This is a genomic window from Bacillus sp. 2D03, assembly GCF_003946765.1.
In the GTDB taxonomy this organism is placed as follows: Bacteria; Bacillota; Bacilli; order Bacillales; family Bacillaceae_G; genus Bacillus_A; species Bacillus_A cereus.
Window position 1 is genome coordinate 166,119 of sequence record NZ_RPSJ01000009.1, and the last position, 25,643, is coordinate 191,761.

The following is a 25,643-nucleotide window of genomic DNA, read 5'->3' on the forward strand; positions in this document are numbered from 1 at the left end:
ATGGAAAAGACAATTATAATAGACGGAAAACAGGTCAAATTAAAAGCTAATGCAGCATCAGCCAAGCGATATAAGGCGCAATTTAGACGGGATTTATTTGCCGATATGTTTAAATTAGGAGCTATAGGTACATTTGCTTCGCAAGATGCAACAGAAGGTACTATTGATTTTTCTAACTTAGATTTCGACAAGGTAGATTTTGAAGTTTGTTACGATTTAGTTTGGTTATACGCTAAAACAGCTGATCCTGAAATTCCAGACCCGATGACTTGGTTAGAAGGATTTGATGAGTTTCCTATTTACGATATAATGCCGGAAATTAATGAGATGGTTCAAAAAACAATGGGAGCAAAAAAAAAGTAAAGAAAATTAATGGAGAGCAAGGGACTTTCGGTGATGAAGAATTAAGCACTGAATTGTTCCTTGCTCTTTGTTATGAAGCAAAGCTCACATATTGGGACTTAGAAGTGATGACGATTGGTGATTGTTTTGATTATATCGCTGAGTATGCTGAAATGAAAAATCCAGGAAAAGAAAAAGTTCGAAAAGCAACTCAAGAAGACTTTAATGCTTTCTAAGAAAAAGGGGTGAGATAATGGCAGGAGGAAAAATTAAAGGAATTACGATTGAAATTGGAGGGAATACGCAGCCGTTACAAAATGCCTTAAAAGACGTGAATAAGCAAAGTGATTCTTTGACTAAAGAGTTAAAAGATGTTGAACGTTTATTAAAGTTTGATCCCGGTAACGTTGAGGCACTTGCTCAAAAGCAACAGTTGCTTACACAACAAATTGAAAAAACTACACAAAAGCTCGATAAATTAAAAGAAGCGGAGCAACAGGTTCAAGAGCAATTTCAGAATGGGAAAATTTCAGAAGAGCAGTACCGCGCATTTAGGCGTGAAATTGAATTTACACAAGGGTCACTTGATGGTCTGAAAAACAAGCTCGGTAATATGAAAGCCGAACAAGAAAATGTAGCAAGTTCAACAAGACAATTAGAAACTTTATTTAGTGCTACAGGAAAAAGTGTTGATGATTTTGCGAGCGCATTAGGTAATCGTCTTGTAAATGCAATTAAAAGTGGATCGGCTACAAGTCGACAGTTAGAACAAGCAATTGGCCTTATTGGTCGTGAAGCTTTAGGAACTGAAGCTGATATTGAAAAATTACAACGCGCCCTCCGATCTGTGGATGCCGGAAACTCTATTCAACAAGTACAAAATGAGTTAAGAGACTTACAACAAGAAGCTGGCAGAACCGAGAAGAAGTTTGAAGGTCTAAAAGTGGGATTAGAGAATGTTATCGGTGGATTAGCAGCAGGTGGTGGAATTGCAACAGCTGTTGAAAAAGCACTTGATATGTCAAAATTGAAAACCAAAATTGATATATCTTTTGATGTCCCTGAATCCTCGAAAAAATCAGTAGAAGAAGCAATAAGAGGCGTAACAGCTTATGGAGTGGATGCTGAAGAATCACTTGCTGGTGTACGTAGGCAATGGGCTTTAAATAAAGATATTAGTGATGAAGCGAATGCATCTATCGTTAAAGGTGCAGCGACAATCGCGCAATCCTATGACGGTATAGATTTTACAGAGTTGATTCAAGAAACCTATGAAATAGGAAATGAATTAGGAATAACGCAAGATAGTGCTCTTGGTATGGTTGATGCTTTGTTAAAAATGGGATTTCCGCCAGAACAGTTAGACATCATTGCTGAATATGGTAGCCAGCTAACCCGTGCAGGCTTTAAAGCTGAGGAAGTCCAAGCAATTATGGAAGCTGGTGTTGAAACCGGTAGTTGGAATATTGATAATCTTTTAGATGGGCTTAAAGAAGGTAGGATTCAATTAAATGAATTCGCACAAGGAGCTGACAAAGCTTTAAAAGAAGCACTTGATGGTTCTGGTATTGCAACTGAACAAATAGAAAAATGGGGTGCAGCTGTCGCTAAAGGTGGAAGTGATGGTTCAAAAGCTATGGTAGAAGTAGCTAAAGCGATAGAAGGAATAGAAGATCCTGTTAAAAAGAATCAAGTAGGGGTTAAAGTTCTAGCCACTATGTTTGAGGACCAAGGGCAAAATTTAACTAATACTTTAATAAGAGCTTCGGAAAAAACCGTAGACTTCCAAAAGAATCAGGAGAAATTGAATGAATCCATAAAAAAAATGGATGCAAATCCAGCAGTTAAGTTTCAAAAGGCAATGGAAGATTTAAAAATGGCTCTTGAACCTATACTAGGAGTGATTGCTGATGTTGTTGCTAGTATTGCTGATTGGATTTCTAATAATCCAGAATTAGCAGCGACATTAGCAGCAGTTGCAACGGCTATTGGGGTAATTTCAGGGGCACTTATGGCAATTGCGCCAATAGTTATGGCGGTCATGGGTGTATTTGAAATCGGAGCCGCCGCCGCACTAGGCATAGTTGCTATTGTTCCTATTATCGTAGCCGCTATAGTTGCTCTTGGAGTGGCTATTTATAAAAACTGGGATGATATTAAAAATTGGACAATAGAAGCATGGGATTCTATTAAAGAGTATTTAGTAGAGCTTTGGGACGGGATATCCCAATCCTGTAATGAAGCATGGTCTTCATTTTTAGAAGCAATGCATGAATTTTTTGATCCGATAGGTCAATTTTTTAGTGATTTATGGGAGGGTGTAAAGCAGGCGTGTAGCGATGCGTGGAATTCTACTGTTGAATTCTTTTCTGAAGCATGGTCTTCTTTCATAGAAATGATGCATAGTTTCTTTGATCCGATAGGTGAATTCTTTAGTAGTTTATGGTCTGGCATTGTTGAAACTGCTTCCTCTTGGTGGTCCTCTTTAGTTGAAACAGCTTCTGAATTGTGGGGAACATTAACGCAAGCATGGCAAGAAACATGGGATACAATTCTTACTGTTTTAGATCCAATTATTTCGGCAGTTTCTACCGTTTTAGAAGCTGGTTGGTTGTTAATACAGGCAGGTGCACAAATTGCATGGGCGGCAATCTGTCAATATATTATTCAACCGATTCAGGAAGCTTACGACTGGGTAAGTACACAAATCGGTGAAATGGTCACTTGGCTTGGTACACAATGGGAAATTGCAAAAGCTATGGCACAAATTGCTTGGGGACTATTTAAGCAATATATTATTCAACCGGTTCTAGACACTTGGAACTTAGTAAAAGAAAAGTTCAGTGATTTAGTTTCTTGGCTAAATTCACAATGGGAGACAGTTAAATCATATACATCAGCAGCATGGGGGTTATTTAAACAATATATTATAAAACCTGTACAAGATACTTGGAATTTAGTAAAAGAAAAGTTTAGTGATTTATCCAATTGGATGTTAGGAATTTGGGCGAAAATAAAAGGGTATACACTTGAAGCATGGAAGATGGTTTACACATACATCGTTGAACCAGTTATTTCAGCTTATAATTCTGCAAAAGAGAAATTCAATGATATGTACAACACAGCACGGGAAAAATTTGATTCGGTTAAGAATGCAGCTCAAGAAAAATTTGAAGCGGCAAAACATTTTATTATAGATCCAATTAAAGATGCAGTTGACAGTATAGAAAAATTCATTGGGAAGATTAAAGGATTCTTTAGTGACTTGAAGTTAAAAATTCCAAAACCAGAAATGCCACCTCTTCCACACTTCAGCTTACAAACAAGCACGAAAAATGTTTTAGGTAAAGATATTACATTTCCGTCAGGAATTAATATTGATTGGCGTGCAAAAGGTGGTATCTTCACTAAACCAACTATCTTTGGAATGAATGGCGGAAACTTGCAAGGTGCAGGAGAAGCGGGGCGAGAAGCAGTGCTTCCCCTCAATAAAAAGACACTTGGAGATATTGGTGCAGGAATTGTAGCAGCCATGCCACGACAACAGTTTGTTATGCCGGGAGAAATAAATCAACTAATGGGTGAAATGAGCCGTATGATGGCTAGTTCTGTGAGTCAATTATCAGGATTAAAGAGTGTCATGAGTGGTGTATATGGAAGCATGTCAAATAGTAGACAAGCTATGGCAAGCAGCGTATCAAATCAAGTGATTAATTACGGATCTGGTTCATCTTCTAGTGGTGGAGTAATTCCAATGCTTGGTGGAGATTTAGTTGTTGAAGTTCCAGTTATTTTAGAGGGAAGAGATGTGGCACGTGGTACTTATCGATATACAACCGAGTATCAAGATAGAGAAGAAAAAAGAAACTCAGCCTTTTAGGTTTGGGTTTCTTTTATTTTAGAGAGAAGTGGGGTGACGGTATGAGTTCTTTTACATTTAACAATATACGTAAGGATTTTATTCAAATCGAAAAAGGATGGAAAAGACCAGCGTGGGCGCCATTAAAACGAAAATTTCTAAGTGTTCCAGGTTATCCAGGTGCAAGATTATTAACGACAGAAACTGAAATGCGAGTTTTACCTGTTCCGGTCGGAATTATTGTTCCTGATGGATCTGACCTAGAAACATTAAAAGAAGAAATAGCAAAGTGGTTAATTACAGAAAAACCTGTTGAATTAGTCTTTGATGTAACACCTGATAGGACATACCTGGCGGTTATTGATGAAGATTTTGATCCTGAGGATTTTATTACTTTAGGTAAAGGTACTTTGAATTTTGTTTGTCCAATGCCATATAAGTTAGGGCCTACTAAAACATTAGAATTTGAAATGGATGGGCATGGGTTAATAGCAAATGTTCAAAACAAAGGGAGCGTCGAATCTAACCCAATTATAGAAGTTGAAGTAACGAAGCCTTCCACATTTCTTGATTTATGGAATGGAACGGATTATTTTCGCATTGGATATCCATTGAAAGCAGACCAGGTTCCAGTGGAAAGAAATCAACGTGTATTATGGGACGAGATGGGGACAACCGTAGGATGGACGGATGTCCCTAAAACAGAAGATATGACAGGTGGAGGAAAGTTTAAATCAGATGGATATCGTTTTATGGCTGAATATCTAGGTGAACCTACAGTAAAAGGATGGCATGGTTGCATAGCCAAAAAGAATATTCCACAAGGACCTTTACAGGATTTCATCATGCAAGCCTATGTACGTATTAATAGCCATCATTGGGATCAAATGGGACGTGTGGAAATAGGTCTTCTTGATGAAAATAGCGATTATGTAGCTCGTATATCGATGAGCGATGTTCAATGGGAAGCCGAGCAAAACAGCGGATTCGCTTCTGTTGGTAATAGTAAAAAACCAGGTGGACAGGTATTCATTAATGAACATGGAGATCACCCAGACACTTGGACAAATTTTAGAGGTCGTTTATGGCTTGCTAGAACTGGGAACAGATGGGAAGCATATATTTCTAAATTTATTTTAGGTACGGAGATTGATGATGCTGAAAGGTTTGTTGTATGGTTCGATGAAAATAACGTCAATATGAATAAAGTTACTCAAGTACAAATCAGTATTTCTCAATTCTCTAACAACATGTTTTGTTCGGAAATGTCTATTGACGATTTGAAAATTTGGAAGGTTAACATGAATACACAAAATAATCCGCCTTATATCTTTGATGTTGGTGACAAAGTAGTTATTGATACTGAGCGAAGTCTTGTAACGATAAATGGTAAAAGTGCTATTAATTTAAAAGATATATTTAGTGACTATCCTGTTATTCATAAGAGTTCTAATAAACTAGAAATCATGCCTTCTACTGTCGGAACAGCCAAAGTAACGTATAGGGAGCGATTTAGATGAGGACACCAAGCGGAATTTTACATGTTGTTGATTTTAAAACGAGTCAAATCGTTTCCAATATACAACCAAAAGATTATTGGGACGATAAGCGACATTGGGAGATAAAAAATAACATTGATACTTTAGAGTTTAAAGTATTTGATAATACAGACCATGCAGCGACACTCAGGCAGCAAAATTTAGTTTTAAAAGAAGTTCGTGATGGTCGCATTGTTCCATATGTAATTACTGAAGCTGAAAAAGATTCAGATGATAGATCGGTCATTGCTTATGCATCTGGTGAATGGATTCAACTCGCGAAAGCTGGCATTATCAATCCACAGAAGATTGTAGGTAAAACAGTCAATGAGTTTATCGATATAGCTCTTGTGGGTACGAAGTGGAAAAGAGGAAAAACAGAATACGCTGGCTTCCACACTATGACGATTGATGAATTCATAGATCCACTGAAATTTTTAAAAGACATTGCTTCCTTGTTCGATTTAGAAATTCAATATCGCGCAGAAGTTGTAGGGTCTCAAATTGTTGGTCGTTATGTAGATATGGTGAAAAAGCGAGGGCGTGATACAGGTAAAGAAGTAACTCTTGGTAAAGATTTGATGGGTATCAAACGCATTGAGAATTCCCAAAATATATGTACAGCCTTATTGGGGTTCGTAAAAAAAGAAGGTGGGGACTTTATAACCATCTCTAGTATTAATAATGGAGTTCCTTATCTTGTAGACACTGATGCATTTCAGCGATGGAATGAACGAGGACAACATAAATTCGGATTCTATACACCGGAGACAGAGCAAGATATAACACCACAACGTTTAATGACTCTTATGAAAACGGAGATAAAGAAACGCGTTAATTCATCTGTTTCTTATGAAGTAAATACACAAAGTATCGGTCGTGTATTTGGACTAGCTCATGAGCTAATTAATGAAGGCGACACAATTCGAATTAAAGATACTGGATTTACACCGAAACTTTATTTAGAAGCACGGGCAATCGCTGGTGATGAATCATTTACTGATCCTTCACAAGATAAATATGTATTCGGAGATTATCGAGAAATTGTGGATGCTAATGAAGAATTACGTAAGCTCTATAATAAAGTCCTGGCTTCATTAGGTAGTAAACAAGAAATTTTAAATCAGCTAGATAAGTTGGTTAAAGAGACTGCTGAAAAAGTAAATGATGCTCAAAAAGAATCTGAATCCGCTAAGAAACTGGCTGAAAAGGTCCAGGAAAACCTGAAAAATAATACGGTGAATATTATTGAAGCTAAAAATCCACCGTCCGATAATCTTATAGTAGGTAAAACAGTGTGGCGAGATATTACCAACGGTAAACCGGGTATTTTAAAAGTGTGGAACGGTAAAGGTTGGGAGCTTCTTATTCCTGATGTAGAGTCAGTAAAGGAAGAAACACTGAAACAAGTTAATAAAGATATTCAGCTCACAAAAGAAGAATTAAACAAAAAAGTGGAAGAAGCGCAAAGCGAAACCAATGGACAATTCAAGGAAGTTAAAAATAGTCTCCAAGAAGTTTCGCAAACTATTAAAAATGTACAAAACTCTCAAGGTGAAATTAATAAAACTGTTTCTGAAATGAAACAAACTAACGAGAGTTTTACTAAATCTATTGAATCATTAACAAAAAAAGATGGTGAAATCACTGAAAAATTAAATACAGTGGAAGATACAGTTGAAGGTACAAAACAAACTATTGCCGATGTGAAGCAAACAACAAACGTTTTAACAAAAACAACAAATGAAATAAAGAACACGGCGACTTCAAATAAGCAGACCATTGAACAATTACAAACCGACATGAGTAACATTTCTGTAGGTTCAATTAATCTAGCAAGCGATTCAGAAACAGGGTTAAACAAACAGAATATGACTGGAACATGGTCAGACAGTAAACAAATGACTCTTTCTAATAAGATTAATTACAGAAATAAGACGTTTACTATTTCTTTTTTATTCACTGGGAAAATGACTAAACTTAATACAAATCCTTGGTTCGGTGTAGAAACGGCAATAACTTATACAGACGGAGAGCAAGAATGGAAATCTGTACGTGCAGACTCACAATTAAAGATTAATGTAGATTATAAGGACGAGCCTCTAACTGTTACATTCAAAACAAAAGATAAGGATGTAACTCAAATTAGGTTTTATTACTCTGGAAGAAATATTGATGGTAATTTAAACTCACATCATGCGAAATTGGAAGAGGGGAACATAAGAACTACATGGCAGCCTGCTAATGATGAAGTTACTTCTAAAGAAACGTTCACGAAAAAAACAACTGAGATTGAGCAAAGTGTGAATGGAGTCAAAGAAAGTATTAAAACGGTAGAAAAAACACAAACCTCTTTTAATGAACGTGTTAACACTGTAGAAAAGAATGCAGAAGGAACAACTGCAAGTGTTAAGAGATTACAGGAAACACAAACTGAGCAAGGAAAAACGCTTAGTGAGGCTACTACAACAATAGGTCAACATTCTGAAGCATTGAAATTAACAATGAAAAAGAAAGACGTTGAGGATTATGTAGGCGGTTTAGGTACTGTCAACGAATTGCGTGATGCGGATTTTAAGTTAGGGCAGAAATATTGGTTTTGGAATAGTGGTAATGGAGCAACTGGATCTGTTGATACGAATTTAAAATACAAAGGTATGAATACATTTGCAATTACCGGTACTGGCCAGACTCAAGATCGTTGGTGGGGACTTACAAGTCAATTCATTGAGTGTCAGGTTAACGAGGACTTTGTTGCATCAGGTTATTTCAATACTGATGCGAAAACACCTATTGATAGTGGTGGTGCATTTATTGAAATTGAATGGTGGACAGCTGACAAAAAAACTCGTGTTAAAACAGCTAGAACGAATATCAAGGTTGTAAATAATACGTGGGTTCGTGCTGTATGTACAGATAAAGCACCTGCCAATGCAGCGTTTGTGAGATGGCGTTATTACGTTACGAGAAATGGGCGTTTATGGTGTGCTGCACCTATGTTACAACGTGGCACTATAGCTACAGAATTTTGGTTACATCCGAAAGATCAAACGGATGTTGATAAAATGATGGAAGATATCGCTAATAAAGTAGCTACCGAAAAATACAATCAGAAAGTTACCGAATTAGAAAGAAGTATTAGTGCTACTGAAAAAGGTATTTCACTTGTTTCTGGAAAACAAGAAACCTTTATAAATGAGACTTATAAAGGTTATGTAACGAAAACGGAATCTAGGTTAGAAGTGTTAGATGACGGGATTATAGCGCAGATTTTAAAGGACGGTATTGTTACTGCCATCAATATGTCTCCAGGGAAAATCACAATCAATGCTGCAAAGTTGGATATTAATGCTGATACAATGGTCAAATGGCTAACAGCAAAGGGCATTGATACGAATCTTATTAGAATTAATGGTGATAAAATAACCATTGATAAAAACGGTGTAACTGTAAAAATGCTAGATTTCCTCTACGAAGACGAAAGAGGAATGAAAACAACAGTTATGTCTAAACGCAATCTAATTAGCGACCATGATTTTTCAAGTGCTATAAAGAAAGACATCGGGAACTCTGATTATTGGGGTTTTGATGGTGGATATGGTCTTCCGTGGAAAGTGAATGGCAACGTAGTTATAGAAAAAAATACAGCCTTGTTTAATTACGAACAAATGGTGAATGCAGCACGAGTAGATATGTATAACTATCCTGAAACAACCGTTAAAAACGGAATACATCCAGGTAATATTTATACACTATCAGCACATTTTCGATGCGCTATGATTAATGGAAAGAGAGTAACTGCTAAACCACAGCTGCACATTTGCTATGTAACGTATAGAGATAATGTTCATTACGATATATGGTACGAATCAAAACTTTCATTTGATGCACCTAGCACATACTATGGTGACATTCAGCGTAGGTCGTTCACTTTTACAATCCCAGCTAGTTACAAACCGCAGGAACACGCTGTTGTTATAAAAGTAGAGTCTGCGGATGCAAATATTGGACAAGGAACAGCAGTTTGTGTGTCAGGTGTTACTTTAGTGAGTGGCAAATATGCATCTATGTATGACTGGGATCGAGCAGCAGCAGAAAGAGCAGACGGTCTTCAACCATTTAATAAGATCGCAATAGGAGATGCGAATACCAACATAGGTATAGCACCTGATGGATACACGTTGGATATAAGCACGAACAAAGAGGTTAAGTTTTTCACGAACATCCGAGCATTGCAAGGTGTAAGTCTTGGTGGGAATGCATTTCAACAGTGGGGGCATATTCGTTTTGCAGACGGTAATCTCGGCCCAGGCTTTTACGTGAACAGCCCGAATGGTTGGAAATTTAATGCCCTTGGATAAAAAGGAGAGATATAGATGAATAAGTATGACAATCAAATGATGCCACTCCAAGCAGGTGAAAGCTTTCCCTTTATGGGGAGGCTGGTAGATGCAACGAGAACTGATACAGGGATTTCCGTGCAAGTACCTGCCGATATGCTAAAGAATGCTGGCATTCCTGACGGAACTAGTAAAGTTGAAGTATGGAGGGAGATGTCAGACGGTACAATCTGTTTCAGAATCGCAACAAGATGTGAACTATGTGGACGAGGTTCGAGGTTATATGAATTAGATTTGGGATTTGTTAAAAAAGGCCTTTGTGCAGAAGATTATTTTAAGCTTACAGGAAAAAATCCTCCACAAGAACCAGTAACAATTGAAAATACAACGCAAATAGAGCAGCTATAAGCTGGTCTGTTTTTATTATCTAAAAAGGAGAGGAAAAGATGGATCGTATTGATTTATTATTAAAAACCTTTATTGCCACTTTCGGTGGCTTCTGTGGGTATTTCTTGGGAGGATGGGATGCAACATTGAAAATCTTAGTGACGATGGCAGTTATTGATTATTTAACTGGCATGATTGCAGCAGGGTATAACGGAGAATTAAAAAGTAAAGTTGGTTTCAAAGGCATCGCCAAAAAGGTGGTGCTTTTTCTTTTGGTCGGAGCGGCAGCTCAATTAGATACAGCGTTAGGAAGTAATAGTGCTATTCGTGAAGCGACAATTTTCTTCTTCATGGGTAATGAATTACTTTCACTTTTAGAAAACGCTGGCCGAATGGGTATTCCACTTCCGCAAGCTTTAACAAATGCAGTTGAGATTTTAGGCGGTAAACAAAAACAAGAAGATAAAAAAGGAGATGTTAAGTAATGGGACAAATTATTGATATTTCAAAATGGAATGGTGACATTAACTGGCCTATAGCAAAGCAATACATTGATTTCATCATCGCTCGTGTACAAGATGGTTCAAATTATGTAGATCCATTGTATAAAGGATATGTACAAGCCATGAAGCAACATGGTATTCCTTTTGGTAACTATGCATTCTGTCGATTTGTTTCTGAAAATGATGCACGAATAGAAGCTCGTGACTTCTGGAACCGTGGAGACAAAAGCGCGACAGTCTGGGTTGCAGATGTTGAAGTGAAAACAATGAATGATATGAGAGTGGGCACACAAGCATTTATTGATGAACTACGCCGATTAGGTGCTCAAAAAGTTGGTTTATACGTTGGTCATCATATGTATGCTTCGTTTGGTATGGCGAATGTAAAATCTGACTTTGTTTGGATTCCTCGTTATGGCGGTAACAAGCCAGCTTATCCATGCGATATTTGGCAATACACAGAGACAGGTAATGTACCTGGTATCGGTAAGTGTGATTTGAACCAATTGATTGGCAGTAAATCATTATCTTGGTTTACAGGAGAAAAACAACCAGAACAAGCTATTGCCAATGGCGGCTATCAATATGTTAAATCTGGTGGTTTTGGTATTTCATTGGTTCAGGAAGTCGTAAATGCTATGAATGAGCGTGGAACAAAAGGGAAGGTTGTCTCTGATCCATTAACTGGTTTAGCTTACTTACAAACTGAAGTACTACCTAATGGCGAGCTTGATAAGATTACAGCTTGGATGGATGAAAGAAACTGGTGGTACGAGTACATTAAAAAATAAAACAAAAGAATAGTTTTATTAATAAAGATTATTATCTGGTTCTATATGTAGATAATTATATATTGATTTTCATCTTTATAAATGTTAGGGTAAATATACACCGTTTCTTATTTATCTATGAGTACTGTCTGTAGAACGAATAGAATAATTTGAAAAAATCCCCTTTTGCACCTATATGCAGAAGGGGATTTTAATATTTATGAGATTTAAAATTTACTTTTAGATAATGCTTTAAGTACGGGCTTTACAATTAAACCTATTAAACGAAAGCCTTTAAATATAGAGCGTACAACTTTCAAGGAATGTTCCTCCTAGTTGATGTTAATAAATGTATCATTATATAAAAAATAGAGATATAAAAATTTTTCTTCCATTTATCTTGTTCTTTTAAATTCTTCTTTCTTTGCCCTTAGAATCTAGCAAAATAGCATAAAAATTAATTAAAAAAGACAATTATTCTATTTATAAAACTATTCACTAAATTATTACCTTGATTAATCTTTAGAATCCTCATCGCTCATAATATATTCGATATCTTCATCTGTAAATTCATTGCCTTTAAATACTGGATGCCCATTTGGATCGAGCATACCCATTACTTTTTTATCTCTATCAGACACAATTAGTGTATAGTCCTCCATAAGAAAAGAGTTTTTTGGTAAATCCACTAATATTCTCCAAGCTGGTCTTATATCATCATTGTTTCTATTTTCTTTCACAATTTTAAATGTATAAGCCTCATCAAAGAAAAGCTGGTTGATATCTTCATTAACTACTCCATCTAATTTATTTTTCTTATGATAATGTTTAGCAATTTCTATTGCTTCCTGAGGCTTTAACATTACATCTACAGTAATTTCATTTATTTTCCTATAATGTCTTGAAAAATCTTCTTGCTTTAATTTTATATAATTTTGAAATTCTTCAGTAGACAATTGTTTAAACTCTTCATCAGACATATTTTTATACTTATCTAAAGACATATAAAATTCTCCTTTTATTTATATTTCAATCTTAATCTTTCGATATATTCTATTGAATGGTCAATAGAAGCTTTATCAAATAAATGTTTATTTTTCATTACTTGTTCAAATACATATTCTTCTCTTTCTAACCTACTAAGATTCATATATTGCTCTTTTCCTATATCTAACCACTGCTCTGCATGAAAACCCTCATGATGCATATTTATGACGGATGGTTTTTTCTTTAAATATATATCCCCATTAACAAAATCAAACGCTGCTTCTACATTGTTTGGAAGAATTGTTCCTTTTTTATCTATATTAACTTTTATACCTAATTCTCCCCATTCCTTTTTATACGCTCGAATTTCCTTTCTAGTAGCTAAAGTTTCTCCAATTTCATTGGTTTGAATATTTACTTTTCTAAAATCCAAGTCAGCTCCGCTTGTTGCCTTATTAACTTCAGCTGTACTTTCAGCAAACTGATGAGTCAATAATTTTTCTTTAGATTGTTTAAGGGCATTGCTATCTGAGAAAGAGTCTACAATATTTCTTCCTGTATAAGCAAATTGATTTTTTGGCATTAGAATATTATTCAACATGTCAACGCTTTGCTTATACTTATCTAAAGTTATTACGTTTTTAGTGCCGTGTATAAAATTTACACTTTCACTAAGTTTTGAGGTTTTGCCTAACGTTGAAACTTTATCTACACCTTTTGTTCCTACGAATAATTCAGCGATTGCTAATTTAACTTGCATCTCTACATTTCCATACCATTTAGCTCTGCTATTCCAATCTCCATTTACAACATCTTGATTCCACGAATCAGAAATAGCTTGTTCTACAGCAGCAAATGTTTCGTCGATATGAGAAAGAGCATACACAGCACCCTCAACACTATCTATTGGATGTAAAATTGTGTTTAATATTCCTTTAAGTTCATCTAACACCGCTTCATTCTGCCCTTTTTTGTAATTATAATATTGCCCGATAATAGGAGTGTTTTCTATCTGTCGAATAAACTTTTCGTACAAATGATCTATCGCTTCTACGTTATTTTCAACAGTATCTTTAAATTTATCGAACAACGATTCTTCTATAATATTACTTCCTTCAGAATGACGTTTTTTTTCTTCTGTAATCGCTTGGATAGAAGTTATCCACTCCATATTCAACCCTTGCGTACTAAATGTACCACTTGCAGGACTAAAGCCTTTTCCACTTTGAACTTCCGCCAAACCCATCGCAATGCTAGCGGCTAGTTGGAGTGCAGTATCATAATTATTACTAGAAGTATAATTAAATTCATATAGATGTTCTAATTTTTCTTGCAGTTTTTTCCTCATGACAGTAAAAAGATTCGCCATAGCGTCCATACCCGGGAGTGGCACAGCTTGATTGATGGCTTCTATACTTGTTTTCATTCGGTCAATTTCTCGAATTTGTTCTAGTAACTCTTGTTCAACGACATCCGTGGAAGCGACTTGTGATTGGAATTGACTTGGAAAAGCATCATTCTGACGAATTAACTCTTCACACAGATAAATGATTCCTTGTGCTAAAGGACGAAAGGTTTGTACAAAAAATGATTTTGCACTGCTATATGTTTGCCCTTGTAACACAGTATCCATTGCAAAAGCGTCAATCGACTGAATCGCTTGTTCCATACCTTGAATGGTAGCCGTACATACAGCATTCATACTTTGTGTTTGGGCATGTACTTCCCCTAAATACATATTTAAACTCAAAAATCTCCCCCCTTTTATGCGAACAAGTAAATCATACCAATTAAAGGATATATATGTAAATATGCTGCTGTAGTAAACTCAATATCAAAGTAGAACTTTTCCATTTAATTACCAAAGTACCGTCTAATTCGTTTATGGGTACCTGTGAAGAATATGGTATACAAAATAAATTTACAGGATTTGAAATAAATATATAATAGAAGAAAAAAGAAATGTTTATATTGTCGCTACCATGTTGGCGTCAACCTCATGCGCCTAATGGCAACAAAAAACATCTACTTCGTCCCATTCGGCCAAGATGCACCAGAGAAAAAACCGAACTCAATGGTAGCTCGCATGGAGCTGCTGGAAGATACAGTGTTAGAAGCGCTGCAAGGGAAGCAATTGCAACCGGTTGTCGTAGAAAAATTCAGATATATGAATTAAAAAACGAAAAAAAACGGACAATTTTTGATGAAACCATCATTCTTACTGTAGAATATGATAAAATTAACGTTATTAAGATCAGAAGGGGTATTGTATACTCCTTCTGATTCTAAGTTATAGAAGGATTGGTATCTAGAAAGGGGCATAGTGATGGAAAAGCAAAAAACTTTTCATGTCGCTGTAGTTGGAGCAACCGGCGCAGTTGGTGAACAAATGTTAAATACTTTAGAGAAACGAGAATTTCCAATCGGGAAATTAACGTTACTTTCATCTAAACGATCTGCAGGTAAGAAACTTGTATTTAAAGGCGAAGAATTTACAGTTCAAGAGGCAACTCCTGAAAGCTTTGAAGGAGTAGATATCGCACTATTTAGTGCTGGTGGATCTGTATCGAAACAATTAGCGCCAGAAGCAGCAAAACGCGGTGCGATTGTTGTTGATAATACAAGTGCATTCCGTATGACAGAAAACGTGCCACTTGTTGTACCTGAAGTAAATGAAAACGACTTAAAAGAACATAATGGTATTATTGCAAATCCAAACTGTTCTACAATTCAAATGGTAGTAGCTCTTGAGCCAGTTCGTCAGCAATATGGTTTAAAACGAGTAATCGTTTCCACATATCAAGCTGTATCAGGTGCTGGTGCGGCAGCTATTGAAGAACTGCATGAACAATCACAAGCAATCTTAAATGGCGAAGAAGTTAAGGCAAATGTTCTTCCTGTATCAGGTGATAAGAAGCATTTCCCAATTGCTTTTAATGCGATTCCACAGATTGATAAATTCCAAGATAATGGATTTACGTTTGAAGAAATGAAAATGATTAACGAAACGAAAAAAATTATGCATATGCCTGAATTAGAAGTAGCGGCAACATGTGTACGTTTACCAGTTGTATCAGGACACTCTGAGTCTGTTTACATCGAAGTAGAAAAAGAAGGCGTAACAGTAGCAGAATTAAAGAGCTTACTTGCAAATGCGGAAGGTATTGTTCTGCAAGATAATCCAGAAGAGCAGTTATATCCAATGCCAGCTACTGCAGTAGGTAAAAACGAAGTATTCGTTGGAAGAATCCGTAAAGATTTAAATAACGATAAAGGATTCCATCTTTGGGTCGTATCTGATAACTTATTAAAAGGCGCTGCATGGAATTCTGTTCAAATTGCAGAGCGCTTAGTAAAATTACAATTAGTGTAAACGGCTAAGAGAAGGTGCAAAATATGAAAATAATTGTTCAAAAATTTGGTGGCACATCAGTACGTGATGACAATGGACGTAAGCATGCGCTTCATCATATAAAAAAATCATTAGCTGCTGGTTATAAAGTAGTTACTGTCGTATCTGCTATGGGCCGTAAAGGTGAACCATATGCAACGGATACGTTATTAAGTCTTGTAAATCAAGAGGAATCTACTATTTCTAAACGTGAGCAAGATTTATTATTATCATGCGGAGAGTTAATCTCTGCAATTGTTTTCTCTAATATGTTGAATGAGAACGGTATAAAAGCAGCAGCATTAAATGGTGCACAAGCTGGTTTTGTAACGAATGATGACTTTACGAATGCAAAGATTATTGAAATGAATTGCGATCGTATACATGAAGAGTTAGAAAATGTAGATGTAATCGTCGTTACAGGATTTCAAGGGCAAACGAAAAAAGGTGATACGACAACACTTGGACGCGGAGGTAGTGATACTTCAGCTTCAGCATTAGGTGTTGCACTTCATGCTGAATATATCGATATATTCACTGATGTAGAAGGTGTTATGACTGCGGATCCTCGTATTGTAAAAGATGCACGTCATCTTCAAACTGTAACGTATAACGAAATTTGTAACATGGCTTATCAAGGTGCGAAAGTCGTTCATCCACGTGCAGTTGAAATTGCGATGCATGCAAAAGTGCCACTTCGTGTACGTTCTACGTATTCTGAAAGTGAAGGTACTCTTATTGCAGCATACGATGGTGCTACAAAAGGGCAGGATGTAGAAGAACGTCCTGTTACAGGTATTGCCCACGTATCGAACGTAACGCAAATTAAAGTACTTGCAAAAGAAACGGCATACGACATACAGCAGCATGTATTTAAAGAAATGGCAAACGAAGGCATTAGTGTTGATTTAATTAACATTTCTCCTACTGGTGTAGCTTACACAGTAAATGATAATGTATCAGCTCGTGCTGTCGAAGTGCTAAAACAACTTGGATATGAGCCAATTGTGACAGAACATTGTGCGAAAGTATCTATCGTTGGAGCTGGAATGGCAGGCATCCCAGGGGTTACTGCAAAAATCGTTACAGCTTTAGCGGAAAAAGGTATTCAAATCCTGCAATCGGCAGATAGTCATACAACAATTTGGGTTCTTGTAAAAGAAACTGATTTAGTGGAGGCTGTAAATGCATTACATAGTGCGTTTGAGCTTTCAAAAGAAAAGCAACTGGAACAATAAGGAGTGAGACCATGATAGATTTTGGGACAATTGCAACCGCGATGGTAACACCGTTTGATATAAACGGGAATATCGATTTTGCAAAGACAACGAAATTGGTAAATTATTTAATTGATAACGGTACAACAGCAATCGTGGTAGGAGGAACGACAGGAGAATCTCCTACATTAACTTCAGAAGAGAAAGTAGCGTTATATCGCCATGTCGTATCTGTTGTCGATAAAAGAGTGCCCGTAATCGCTGGAACAGGTAGCAATAATACGCATGCTTCTATTGACTTAACTAAAAAGGCAACAGAAGTTGGTGTGGATGCAGTAATGCTAGTAGCACCGTATTATAACAAACCGAGTCAAGAAGGAATGTATCAGCATTTTAAAGCAATTGCTGAAAGTACGCCGCTTCCGGTTATGCTATATAACGTTCCAGGACGATCTATTGTACAAATCTCCGTTGATACAGTTGTTCGTTTATCAGAAATAGAAAACATTGTTGCTATTAAAGATGCCGGCGGCGATGTGTTAACAATGACAGAAATCATTGAAAAAACAGCGGACGACTTTGCGGTATACAGCGGTGATGACGGTTTAACGTTACCAGCTATGGCAGTTGGAGCGAAAGGTATCGTTTCGGTAGCATCTCATGTTATCGGAAACGAAATGCAAGAAATGATTACAGCATTTCAAGCAGGAGAATTTAAGAAGGCACAAAAATTACATCAATTACTTGTAAGAGTAACTGATTCATTATTTATGGCGCCAAGTCCAACTCCAGTAAAAACAGCGTTACAAATGGTTGGATTAGATGTGGGCTCTGTACGTTTACCACTTCTTCCATTAACAGAAGAAGAAAGAGTAACGTTACAATCTGTAATGCAATCTATCCCTCGTTAATAAAAAATGACCTAGTGTAGAACTAGGTCATTTTTTATTATATGCAAATCTTTTCCTCTTTTTCTCACCTATATGTGTTTTTATAAGAACATTAATCGCTTCTTCATTATGTGTATAAGAAAATAATCGTACCCCTTTAACTGAGTCAAAAAATGATAGATATTATGGAATGAACGCAATAAACTACGGTGTCTGTTTTTAGAGAAATTCCCTCAAATGTGACGTAATTCATAAAAAAACTCCATTTTGTAAGTGTTTTTGTTGGATTCTAGAAAAATAAATCTTGAAACTCCCTATTATGAAATGAATTTAGCGTATGTATGGCTAGTTCTTCAAAATAATATGGAGTATAAAATCGAAGTAAATATAAAGGAAATACGTTCGATACTTTTGTTGTCATTCCGTTCTTTTACTCTTTCTTTCGCACGATTTAACTTGTGTTCTATTTCTTGTATCAGGTATAATATGGCTAAGTAGCTTAGTACGGGTATGCTTAGCAAAATTGGGAAAAATTATAATTTAATTAAATTTTCATATCATATCGAATAAGATATTTGATTTATATAATGAAAGAGAGGTGAAACCTGGTTTAAAAAATAAACAAGGACATGATATCGCATAACGGTAAGGACATTCGTCTTGGACGGTGAAAATATGGTGGTTGTAGAGTTTCCCCTGGTGTCTCTGCAATTTTAGTGAAATCAGTGTTTGCAAGATTTTTAAACCAGGCAACAACATGAAGAGAAAAGAGAATGAGTCTGTTAAAGTATTTGCTCTTGGTGGAGTAGGTGAAATCGGGAAAAACATGTACTGTGTTGAAATTGATTCTGAAATCTTTATCGTAGATGCAGGGTTAATGTTCCCGGGAGATGAAATGTTTGGAATTGATATCGTTATTCCTGATATTACATATTTAGTGGAAAATCAAGAGCGAGTAAAAGGTTTATTTATTACTCACGGTCATGAAGATCATATTGGTGGAATTGTGTATGTACTTCGTAAATTATCTATTCCAGTCTATGCAACGAAATTAACAGTAGGACTTATACAAGAAAAACTTGGTGAAGCGGGCATGTTAGGCCGTGTAGACCTAAAAACAATCGATTCAAATTCAACAGTAGAATTTAACACTACAACGGTGTCATTCTTCGGAACGACACATAGTATTCCGGACTCTGTTGGCGTTTGTTTCCATACATCAAAAGGTGCAGTCGTATATACGGGAGACTTTAAATTCGATCAAACTCCAATTGGAAATAGTGGAGCAGACCTTGGGAAAATGGCGCAAATCGGAAATGAAGGCGTACTTTGCTTATTATCTGATAGTACAAACGCAGAGCGCCCAGGTTATACAGGTTCAGAAAAAGAAGTTGGTGTAGAAATCTCTAAAGTGTTCTACGGCGCAGAAGGTCGTATTATCGTTGCTTCATTTGCATCGAATGTACATCGTATTCAACAAGTATTTGATGCAGCTGCTGAAACAGGGCGAAAAGTAGCGGTAGTAGGACGTAGTATGGTGAAAGTAGTAGACATTGCAAGACGTCTTGGTTATTTAGATGTTCCAGAAGGTATGGTTATTTCATTACAAGAAGTAGACAACTTCCCAGAGAAAAAGGTAGCTATTTTAACGACAGGTAGTCAAGGTGAACCGATGGCTGCTCTATCAAGAATGGCAAAACAAGCACATAAACAAATTTCAATTCGTAAAGGTGATACTGTTATCATTGCTGCTTCGCCAATTCCGGGTAATGAAATATCTGTATCAAAAATTATTGATTTGTTATTTAGAGCTGGAGCTGAAGTTGTTTATTACGGCGAAAGAAAAGTTCACGTTTCAGGTCACGGTAGCCAAGAAGAATTAAAATTAATGTTAAATTTAATGAAACCGAAGTACTTTGTACCCGTACATGGTGAGTTCCGTATGCAAAAAGCACATGCATATTTAGCTGAAGATGTAGGTATTACAAGAGAAAATATCTTTATCGTAGAAAAAGGCGATGTAATTGCTTTTGGTGACGATGAAGCGAACTTAGTCGGTAAAGTACAAGCTGGTAATGTTTTAATTGATGGATTAGGTGTAGGTGACGTTGGTAATATCGTTCTTCGAGATAGAAAGATGTTATCTCAAGATGGAATACTAGTAGTTGTTGTAACGCTTGGTAAAGATGAAAAGAAAATTATCTCTGGTCCAGAAATCATTTCACGTGGCTTCGTATATGTTCGTGAATCAGAAGCGTTAATTGAACGATCTACAGAGATTGTACGTATGATTGTTGAGCAGTCAATTAAAGAATATTCAATTGAATGGTCAATGTTAAAACAAAATATTCGTGAATTATTAGGGCAGTTCTTGTACGAAGAGACAAAGAGAAAACCTATGATTTTACCGATTATTATGGAAGTATAAAAAGGATCACCCTTATGGGTGATTTTTTTTCTTTTTAACCCTATCGAATGAAATTTATAACTTAAGAAATAATAGTTATATACGAGTGAAAGGGGATGCGAAATGACAGAACGTGATCGATATACAAATGAAGAAAAAGAAGCTGAGCCAAAAGAAGTTGGAAAAGAGGCTTCAATAGTTGAAAAAATTCAACAGCTTGGACAGACAAATGTACCACAGATGAATGAATCACGTATTCATTGTTTAACGATTATCGGACAAGTGGAAGGTCATGTTCAATTACCACCGCAAAATAAAACAACAAAATATGAGCATATCATTCCGCAAATTGTTGCGATTGAACAAAATCCGAAAATTGAAGGTTTGCTTTTAATATTAAATACGGTTGGAGGTGACGTTGAAGCTGGGCTAGCAATTTCTGAAATGGTAGCTTCACTTTCAAAACCAACAGTATCTCTAGTTTTAGGCGGGGGGCATTCCATCGGTGTACCGATTGCTGTTTCTACTGACTATTCGTTTATTGCGGAAACTGCGACGATGACAATTCATCCAATTCGTTTAACAGGTCTTGTCATAGGTGTGCCACAAACATTTGAGTATTTGGATAAGATGCAAGAAAGAGTCATTCGTTTTGTGACGAAGCACTCGAAAGTAACAGAAGATCGTTTTAAAGAGCTTATGTTTGCGAAAGGAAATTTAACGCGAGATATTGGGACGAATGTAATTGGTGGCGATGCAGTAAAGTACGGTCTTATAGATGATGTCGGCGGTATTGGAAATGCGATTCGAAAATTAAACGAATTAATAGATGTTCGCGCGGAAGATAGTACAGAAGGGACAATGCTACAATGATTTTATATACAATTATGCCAGAGCAACTTGTGTATCCGGCCGATTATTCACAATGTGAAAGTCAAAAAGTTGTAAATATAAATGGTGTGGAATTAATGGTTTCTGAAGAGGAACATGGATGTTATTCTATTGTACGTGTGCTAAGTACGGACCCACTTCACTATTTAGAGTTTGAGCCCGGTCAGAAAATAACCTTTTAGCAAAAAGAAGGATTTTGTTTAGAAGCTATGGTATAATATAAAAAACAAGACGGTTGAGCAGCCATGAGTAGGCTGCTTTCTTCTGTTTATTTAGCATTTTACAAGAAGTGTAAAAATAGAAGATATAAAGACCTGAAAAATAGAGAAAACAGACATATAAATAGAGCATTTTGAGGGGAGCTTTACTTATATGTAGAACACGAGGTGAAGAAATGGCAAAACAAAAGCAAAGAGGGACGAAGGCAAAGGCAAGACGTACGATAAAGCCAACTTTGTATTATGAAATCGTCGGTTTAACTCTTTTTGCACTTTCAATCATTACGATTTTACAGCTAGGCGTTGTAGGGAAATCGTTTGTGTTATTTTTTCGCTTCTTCTTTGGTGAGTGGTACATAATTGGTGTGTTAGGTGTAATAGCTTTATCGGTTTCCTTTGTTATAAAACGCGGATGGCCGAACCTTTTAAATAAACGATTAATTGGATTTTATTTAATTGTATTGGCGATATTAATGTTTAGTCATATTACATTATTTAACCTTCTTACAAAAGATGGAGCAGTGCAAAATACTTCTGTTATTGTGAGTACGAAAGATAACTTCTTTCTTGAAATGAAAAAGGGGCCAGATAGCGTTCATTTAGGTGGTGGTATGTTTGGTGCGCTTATGTTCGCAACATGTTACTTCTTATTTGACGAAGTAGGAGCTTATATCATTGGTATTATTCTAGTTATTCTCGGTATACTTTGTATAACAAATAAGCATATTGGAGAAGTGTTAGCTCCAGTTGGTAGAATTCTTAGAAGTCAGTTTCAAGTGATGCAAGGGGATTATAAAGATTGGAGAGCCAAAAGAACGGCTGAACAAACAGAAAAGAAAAAAACAACAAGAAGCACAAGAAGCAAACGTGCTGCAGAACAAGAAGAAATTATTGAGCCGATGGAAGAAATCTCAATTGATCCTCCGATTATTTCGAATTTCACTGAGAATTATCCTGTAAATGAAGAAGAGGATAAACGAATCGAAGTAGAGCAAGAAGATTTAATCACTTCACCGTTTATTGAAGAGACTCCGCCAATTGAAGAACCAAAGAAAAAGCGTGGAGAAAAAATTGTTGAATCGTTAGAGAGTGAAGCGCAAGCACCTCCTATGCAATTTTCAAATGTAGAAAATAAAGATTACAAGCTTCCTTCACTTGATATATTAAAATTTCCAAAGAATAAGCAAGTTACAAATGAAAATGCGGAAATTTATGAGAATGCTCGTAAATTAGAACGTACATTCCAAAGTTTCGGAGTGAAAGCGAAAGTAACAAAAGTACATAGAGGTCCTGCAGTTACAAAATATGAAGTGTATCCTGATATGGGGGTAAAGGTAAGCAAAATTGTCAGTTTAAGTGATGATTTAGCCCTTGCTTTAGCTGCAAAGGACATTCGTATTGAAGCGCCAATTCCCGGGAAATCAGCTGTAGGGATCGAAGTTCCGAACTCGGAAGTTTCGATGGTAACGCTGAGGGAAGTTCTTGATTCTAAGGCTAATAATCATCCGGAAGAGAAGTTGTTAATTGGTCTTGGCCGAGATATTACAGGTGAAGCTGTATTAGCCCGTCTAAATAAAATGCCCCATTTACTCGTAGCTGGTGCGACAGGTAGCGGGAAAAGTGTATGTATTAACGGTATTATTGTTAGTATTTTAATGCGTGCAAAACCACATGAAGTAAAATTAATGATGATTGACCCGAAAATGGTAGAGTTAAATGTATATAACGGTGTGCCTCATTTGTTAACGCCAGTTGTAACTGATCCGAAAAAAGCATCGCAAGCATTGAAAAAAGTTGTGAGTGAAATGGAACGTCGTTATGAATTGTTTGCTCATAGTGGTACACGTAACATTGAAGGATACAACGATTATATAAAAGAGCATAATAGTCAATCAGAAGCGAAACAACCCGAATTACCTTATATTGTAGTAATTGTGGACGAGTTAGCAGATTTAATGATGGTTGCTTCGTCTGATGTAGAGGATGCGATTATGCGTCTAGCGCAAATGGCTCGTGCTGCTGGTATTCATTTAATTATTGCAACGCAACGTCCGTCAGTTGACGTTATTACGGGTGTTATTAAAGCAAATATTCCATCACGTATTGCATTCGCTGTATCTTCTCAAACAGATTCTCGTACAATTCTTGACGGTGGTGGTGCAGAGAAGCTACTAGGTCGTGGAGACATGCTGTTTATACCAATTGGTGCATCGAAACCTGTACGTGTACAAGGCGCATTTTTATCAGATGATGAAGTTGAGAGAGTTGTAGAATATGTTATTGGACAGCAAAAAGCACAATATCAAGAAGATATGATTCCGCAAGATGTTCCTGATACGAAGCAGGAAGTAGAAGATGAATTATATGATGAAGCGGTTCAACTTGTAGTGGAAATGCAAACAGCATCTGTTTCTATGTTACAACGTAGGTTTAGAGTAGGTTATACGCGAGCTGCTCGCCTAATTGATGCAATGGAAATGAATGGTGTAGTAGGTCCGTATGAAGGTAGTAAACCGAGAGAAGTGCTCATTAATGATGTACAAGAAAAAAGTTCTTAAAAAAAGCCTAATTGTTTTTACAATTAGGCTTTTTTATATAGTGTTTTTGTTATATACTATACTCAGTAATAAAGAAAGGGCTTACATTTAGGGTCGCTCTTTAGAATACGAATACTTTGAGTATGTTTTATGTAAATGTTCGATATTTAATGCAGAAAAATGTTAGATTTTGTTGACACGTATGAGAGCAAGTGGTAAGATTACTTCGAAAAGAATCACTGCCTCATATAATCTTGGAGATAAGGTCCATAAGTTTCTACCTGGCAACCATGAATTGCTAGACTATGAGGGGAAAAGTGTGTAACAAAGGATGTAAAGGATCTTTGTGCCGAACTTTTTCTCGAAATGAGGAATGTTTATGGTGCAAAGTTTTTTTTATGCAATAAAGAGTGAAAATTTTATTTAAAAAAATTATTATTATTTATTCGACAATTATACTTATTTTGGTGGATAGTCATTTGTACTATGTTGTAAGTTGAAAAAAGAGAAAAGAAGTCTTACATCAGAGGTCGAATAATTGAAATGCGGGGGAGTCTTATGTCAGTAAAATCCGATAGTCGTCACCTATATCTACGGGTGATTGATCACATCAAAGAAAAAATTAAAGATGGGGCGTATAAAGAACGACAAAAGTTACCATCAGAGTTTGATTTAGCGAAAGAACTTGGCGTAAGTAGAGCGACTTTAAGGGAAGCGTTGCGTATTTTAGAAGAAGAAAATGTTGTCATTCGTAGACATGGTGTAGGGACATTTGTAAATGCAAAGCCATTATTTTCTTCTGGAATAGAACAACTTTCTAGTATTACAGATATGATTTCTAGTGTGGGGAAAACACCAGGAACAATCTTTTTATCATCATCTACTACAACTTTAACAGAAGAGGAAAAAGAGAAGTTTAATAGTGAAGATGGTTTTAATGCAGTGATGATTGAACGCGTGCGTACAGCAGATGGGGAACCTGTTGTGTATTGTATCGATAAACTTGCAAAAGAAATATTGCCAGATTTATCGGGTTACAATGAGGAATCATTATTAACGGTGATACATAATAACACACATAAGCGCATAACATATGCGGTTGCTCACATTGAGCCAATTGGCTATCACCCTAAAATTTCACCGATTTTAGAATGTGAGCCTGAAACAGCACTGCTTGTATTAAAACAAATGCACTATGATCAAAATGATGAGCCAATCTTATATTCTATCAATTACTTTAGAGCTGATAAATTTAGCTTCCACGTATTAAGAAAGCGTATGTAGGTAAATTCCTTTTTAGGGAGGTGACAGCAAGAAGTAAGGAACAGCAGCGTAAGAATAAATATATATCATTTTTGGAGGGGTT

At 36.3% G+C, this 25,643-nt stretch carries 17 protein-coding genes, 1 pseudogene and 1 riboswitch; of the genes and pseudogenes, 16 read left to right on the top strand and 2 right to left on the bottom strand.

Going from position 1 to position 25,643, the window contains the following annotated elements; translation table 11 throughout:
- The 7 genes from EBQ15_RS20640 (at position 1) to EBQ15_RS20670 (ending at position 11,760) form a co-directional block, all read left to right on the top strand.
- Positions 1 to 363: a hypothetical protein gene (locus EBQ15_RS20640; RefSeq protein ID WP_000415905.1), complete on the top strand. Its 363-nt coding sequence runs from the start codon at positions 1 to 3 to the stop codon at positions 361 to 363.
- A gap of 232 nt (positions 364 to 595) precedes the next feature.
- Positions 596 to 4,222: a phage tail tape measure protein gene (locus tag EBQ15_RS20645; protein WP_000897024.1), complete on the top strand. Its 3,627-nt coding sequence runs from the start codon at positions 596 to 598 to the stop codon at positions 4,220 to 4,222.
- 41 nt (positions 4,223 to 4,263) lie between these two features.
- Entirely contained in the window at positions 4,264 to 5,721 is a 1,458-nt protein-coding gene (locus EBQ15_RS20650) for a distal tail protein Dit (RefSeq protein ID WP_000094124.1), read from the top strand.
- Entirely contained in the window at positions 5,718 to 10,100 is a 4,383-nt protein-coding gene (locus tag EBQ15_RS20655) for a phage tail spike protein (protein WP_001260190.1), read from the top strand. The genes EBQ15_RS20650 and EBQ15_RS20655 overlap by 4 nt, the downstream gene beginning before the upstream one ends.
- Positions 10,101 to 10,115: 15 nt before the next feature.
- Positions 10,116 to 10,487: a hypothetical protein gene (locus EBQ15_RS20660; protein WP_001045978.1), complete on the top strand. Its 372-nt coding sequence runs from the start codon at positions 10,116 to 10,118 to the stop codon at positions 10,485 to 10,487.
- 38 nt (positions 10,488 to 10,525) lie between these two features.
- A complete protein-coding gene (locus EBQ15_RS20665; protein WP_000373864.1) occupies positions 10,526 to 10,951 on the top strand; it encodes a phage holin family protein in 426 nt (141 codons plus the stop codon).
- Positions 10,951 to 11,760 (top strand): GH25 family lysozyme, encoded by an 810-nt coding sequence (locus EBQ15_RS20670; protein ID WP_000529741.1) that lies wholly within the window; start codon positions 10,951 to 10,953, stop codon positions 11,758 to 11,760. Before EBQ15_RS20665 ends, EBQ15_RS20670 begins: the two co-directional genes overlap by 1 nt.
- 494 nt (positions 11,761 to 12,254) lie before the next feature.
- Here the strand turns inward: EBQ15_RS20670 and EBQ15_RS20675 are convergent, their stop codons facing one another.
- Both EBQ15_RS20675 and EBQ15_RS20680 read right to left on the bottom strand, forming a co-directional pair.
- Positions 12,255 to 12,743, bottom strand: a complete 489-nt coding sequence (locus tag EBQ15_RS20675; RefSeq protein ID WP_000050865.1) for a hypothetical protein — start codon at positions 12,741 to 12,743, stop codon at positions 12,255 to 12,257.
- Between the two features lie 14 nt (positions 12,744 to 12,757).
- Positions 12,758 to 14,476: a zincin-like metallopeptidase toxin domain-containing protein gene (locus EBQ15_RS20680; protein ID WP_000056017.1), complete on the bottom strand. Its 1,719-nt coding sequence runs from the start codon at positions 14,474 to 14,476 to the stop codon at positions 12,758 to 12,760.
- Positions 14,477 to 14,713: 237 nt separating this feature from the next.
- On the opposite strand from EBQ15_RS20680, the pseudogene spoVFB reads away from it, so the two are divergent.
- The 9 genes and pseudogenes from spoVFB to EBQ15_RS20730 all read left to right on the top strand — a co-directional run.
- A pseudogene (gene spoVFB / locus EBQ15_RS20685) lies at positions 14,714 to 14,902 on the top strand (dipicolinate synthase subunit B); the annotation flags it as partial.
- 150 nt (positions 14,903 to 15,052) lie between these two features.
- Positions 15,053 to 16,099, top strand: coding sequence for an aspartate-semialdehyde dehydrogenase (asd, locus tag EBQ15_RS20690; protein WP_000414846.1), 1,047 nt, complete (start codon positions 15,053 to 15,055; stop codon positions 16,097 to 16,099).
- Positions 16,100 to 16,122: 23 nt separating this feature from the next.
- Positions 16,123 to 17,355: an aspartate kinase gene (gene dapG, locus EBQ15_RS20695; RefSeq protein WP_000692454.1), complete on the top strand. Its 1,233-nt coding sequence runs from the start codon at positions 16,123 to 16,125 to the stop codon at positions 17,353 to 17,355.
- 11 nt (positions 17,356 to 17,366) lie between these two features.
- Positions 17,367 to 18,245 carry a 4-hydroxy-tetrahydrodipicolinate synthase gene (dapA, locus tag EBQ15_RS20700; RefSeq protein ID WP_000564763.1) on the top strand — a complete coding sequence of 293 codons (879 nt, stop codon included), beginning with the start codon at positions 17,367 to 17,369 and terminating at the stop codon, positions 18,243 to 18,245.
- 736 nt (positions 18,246 to 18,981) lie between these two features.
- Positions 18,982 to 20,652, top strand: coding sequence for a ribonuclease J (locus EBQ15_RS20705; RefSeq protein WP_000823096.1), 1,671 nt, complete (start codon positions 18,982 to 18,984; stop codon positions 20,650 to 20,652).
- A gap of 102 nt (positions 20,653 to 20,754) precedes the next feature.
- Positions 20,755 to 21,504, top strand: a complete 750-nt coding sequence (tepA, locus tag EBQ15_RS20710; protein ID WP_000139818.1) for a translocation-enhancing protein TepA — start codon at positions 20,755 to 20,757, stop codon at positions 21,502 to 21,504.
- Positions 21,501 to 21,704 carry a YlzJ-like family protein gene (locus EBQ15_RS20715; RefSeq protein WP_000605020.1) on the top strand — a complete coding sequence of 68 codons (204 nt, stop codon included), beginning with the start codon at positions 21,501 to 21,503 and terminating at the stop codon, positions 21,702 to 21,704. Before tepA ends, EBQ15_RS20715 begins: the two co-directional genes overlap by 4 nt.
- A gap of 212 nt (positions 21,705 to 21,916) precedes the next feature.
- Complete coding sequence (locus EBQ15_RS20720; protein ID WP_001118777.1) at positions 21,917 to 24,298, top strand: DNA translocase FtsK; 2,382 nt, start codon at positions 21,917 to 21,919, stop codon at positions 24,296 to 24,298.
- A gap of 203 nt (positions 24,299 to 24,501) precedes the next feature.
- A riboswitch (purine riboswitch) is annotated at positions 24,502 to 24,603 on the top strand.
- A gap of 232 nt (positions 24,604 to 24,835) precedes the next feature.
- Positions 24,836 to 25,561, top strand: coding sequence for a GntR family transcriptional regulator (locus tag EBQ15_RS20730; RefSeq protein WP_000114182.1), 726 nt, complete (start codon positions 24,836 to 24,838; stop codon positions 25,559 to 25,561).
- Positions 25,562 to 25,643: the final 82 nt, after the last annotated feature.

Excerpts from the sequence above, each read along its gene's own strand:
- EBQ15_RS20640 (WP_000415905.1), top strand. The coding sequence starts at position 1 with ATGGAAAAGACAATTATAATAGACGGAAAACAGGTCAAATTAAAAGCT.
- EBQ15_RS20645 (WP_000897024.1), top strand. The coding sequence starts at position 596 with ATGGCAGGAGGAAAAATTAAAGGAATTACGATTGAAATTGGAGGGAAT.
- EBQ15_RS20650 (WP_000094124.1), top strand. The coding sequence starts at position 4,264 with ATGAGTTCTTTTACATTTAACAATATACGTAAGGATTTTATTCAAATC.
- EBQ15_RS20655 (WP_001260190.1), top strand. The coding sequence starts at position 5,718 with ATGAGGACACCAAGCGGAATTTTACATGTTGTTGATTTTAAAACGAGT.
- EBQ15_RS20660 (WP_001045978.1), top strand. The coding sequence starts at position 10,116 with ATGAATAAGTATGACAATCAAATGATGCCACTCCAAGCAGGTGAAAGC.
- EBQ15_RS20665 (WP_000373864.1), top strand. The coding sequence starts at position 10,526 with ATGGATCGTATTGATTTATTATTAAAAACCTTTATTGCCACTTTCGGT.
- EBQ15_RS20670 (WP_000529741.1), top strand. The coding sequence starts at position 10,951 with ATGGGACAAATTATTGATATTTCAAAATGGAATGGTGACATTAACTGG.
- EBQ15_RS20675 (WP_000050865.1), bottom strand. The coding sequence starts at position 12,743 with ATGTCTTTAGATAAGTATAAAAATATGTCTGATGAAGAGTTTAAACAA.
- asd (WP_000414846.1), top strand. The coding sequence starts at position 15,053 with ATGGAAAAGCAAAAAACTTTTCATGTCGCTGTAGTTGGAGCAACCGGC.
- dapG (WP_000692454.1), top strand. The coding sequence starts at position 16,123 with ATGAAAATAATTGTTCAAAAATTTGGTGGCACATCAGTACGTGATGAC.
- dapA (WP_000564763.1), top strand. The coding sequence starts at position 17,367 with ATGATAGATTTTGGGACAATTGCAACCGCGATGGTAACACCGTTTGAT.
- EBQ15_RS20705 (WP_000823096.1), top strand. The coding sequence starts at position 18,982 with ATGAAGAGAAAAGAGAATGAGTCTGTTAAAGTATTTGCTCTTGGTGGA.
- tepA (WP_000139818.1), top strand. The coding sequence starts at position 20,755 with ATGACAGAACGTGATCGATATACAAATGAAGAAAAAGAAGCTGAGCCA.
- EBQ15_RS20715 (WP_000605020.1), top strand. The coding sequence starts at position 21,501 with ATGATTTTATATACAATTATGCCAGAGCAACTTGTGTATCCGGCCGAT.
- EBQ15_RS20720 (WP_001118777.1), top strand. The coding sequence starts at position 21,917 with ATGGCAAAACAAAAGCAAAGAGGGACGAAGGCAAAGGCAAGACGTACG.
- EBQ15_RS20730 (WP_000114182.1), top strand. The coding sequence starts at position 24,836 with ATGTCAGTAAAATCCGATAGTCGTCACCTATATCTACGGGTGATTGAT.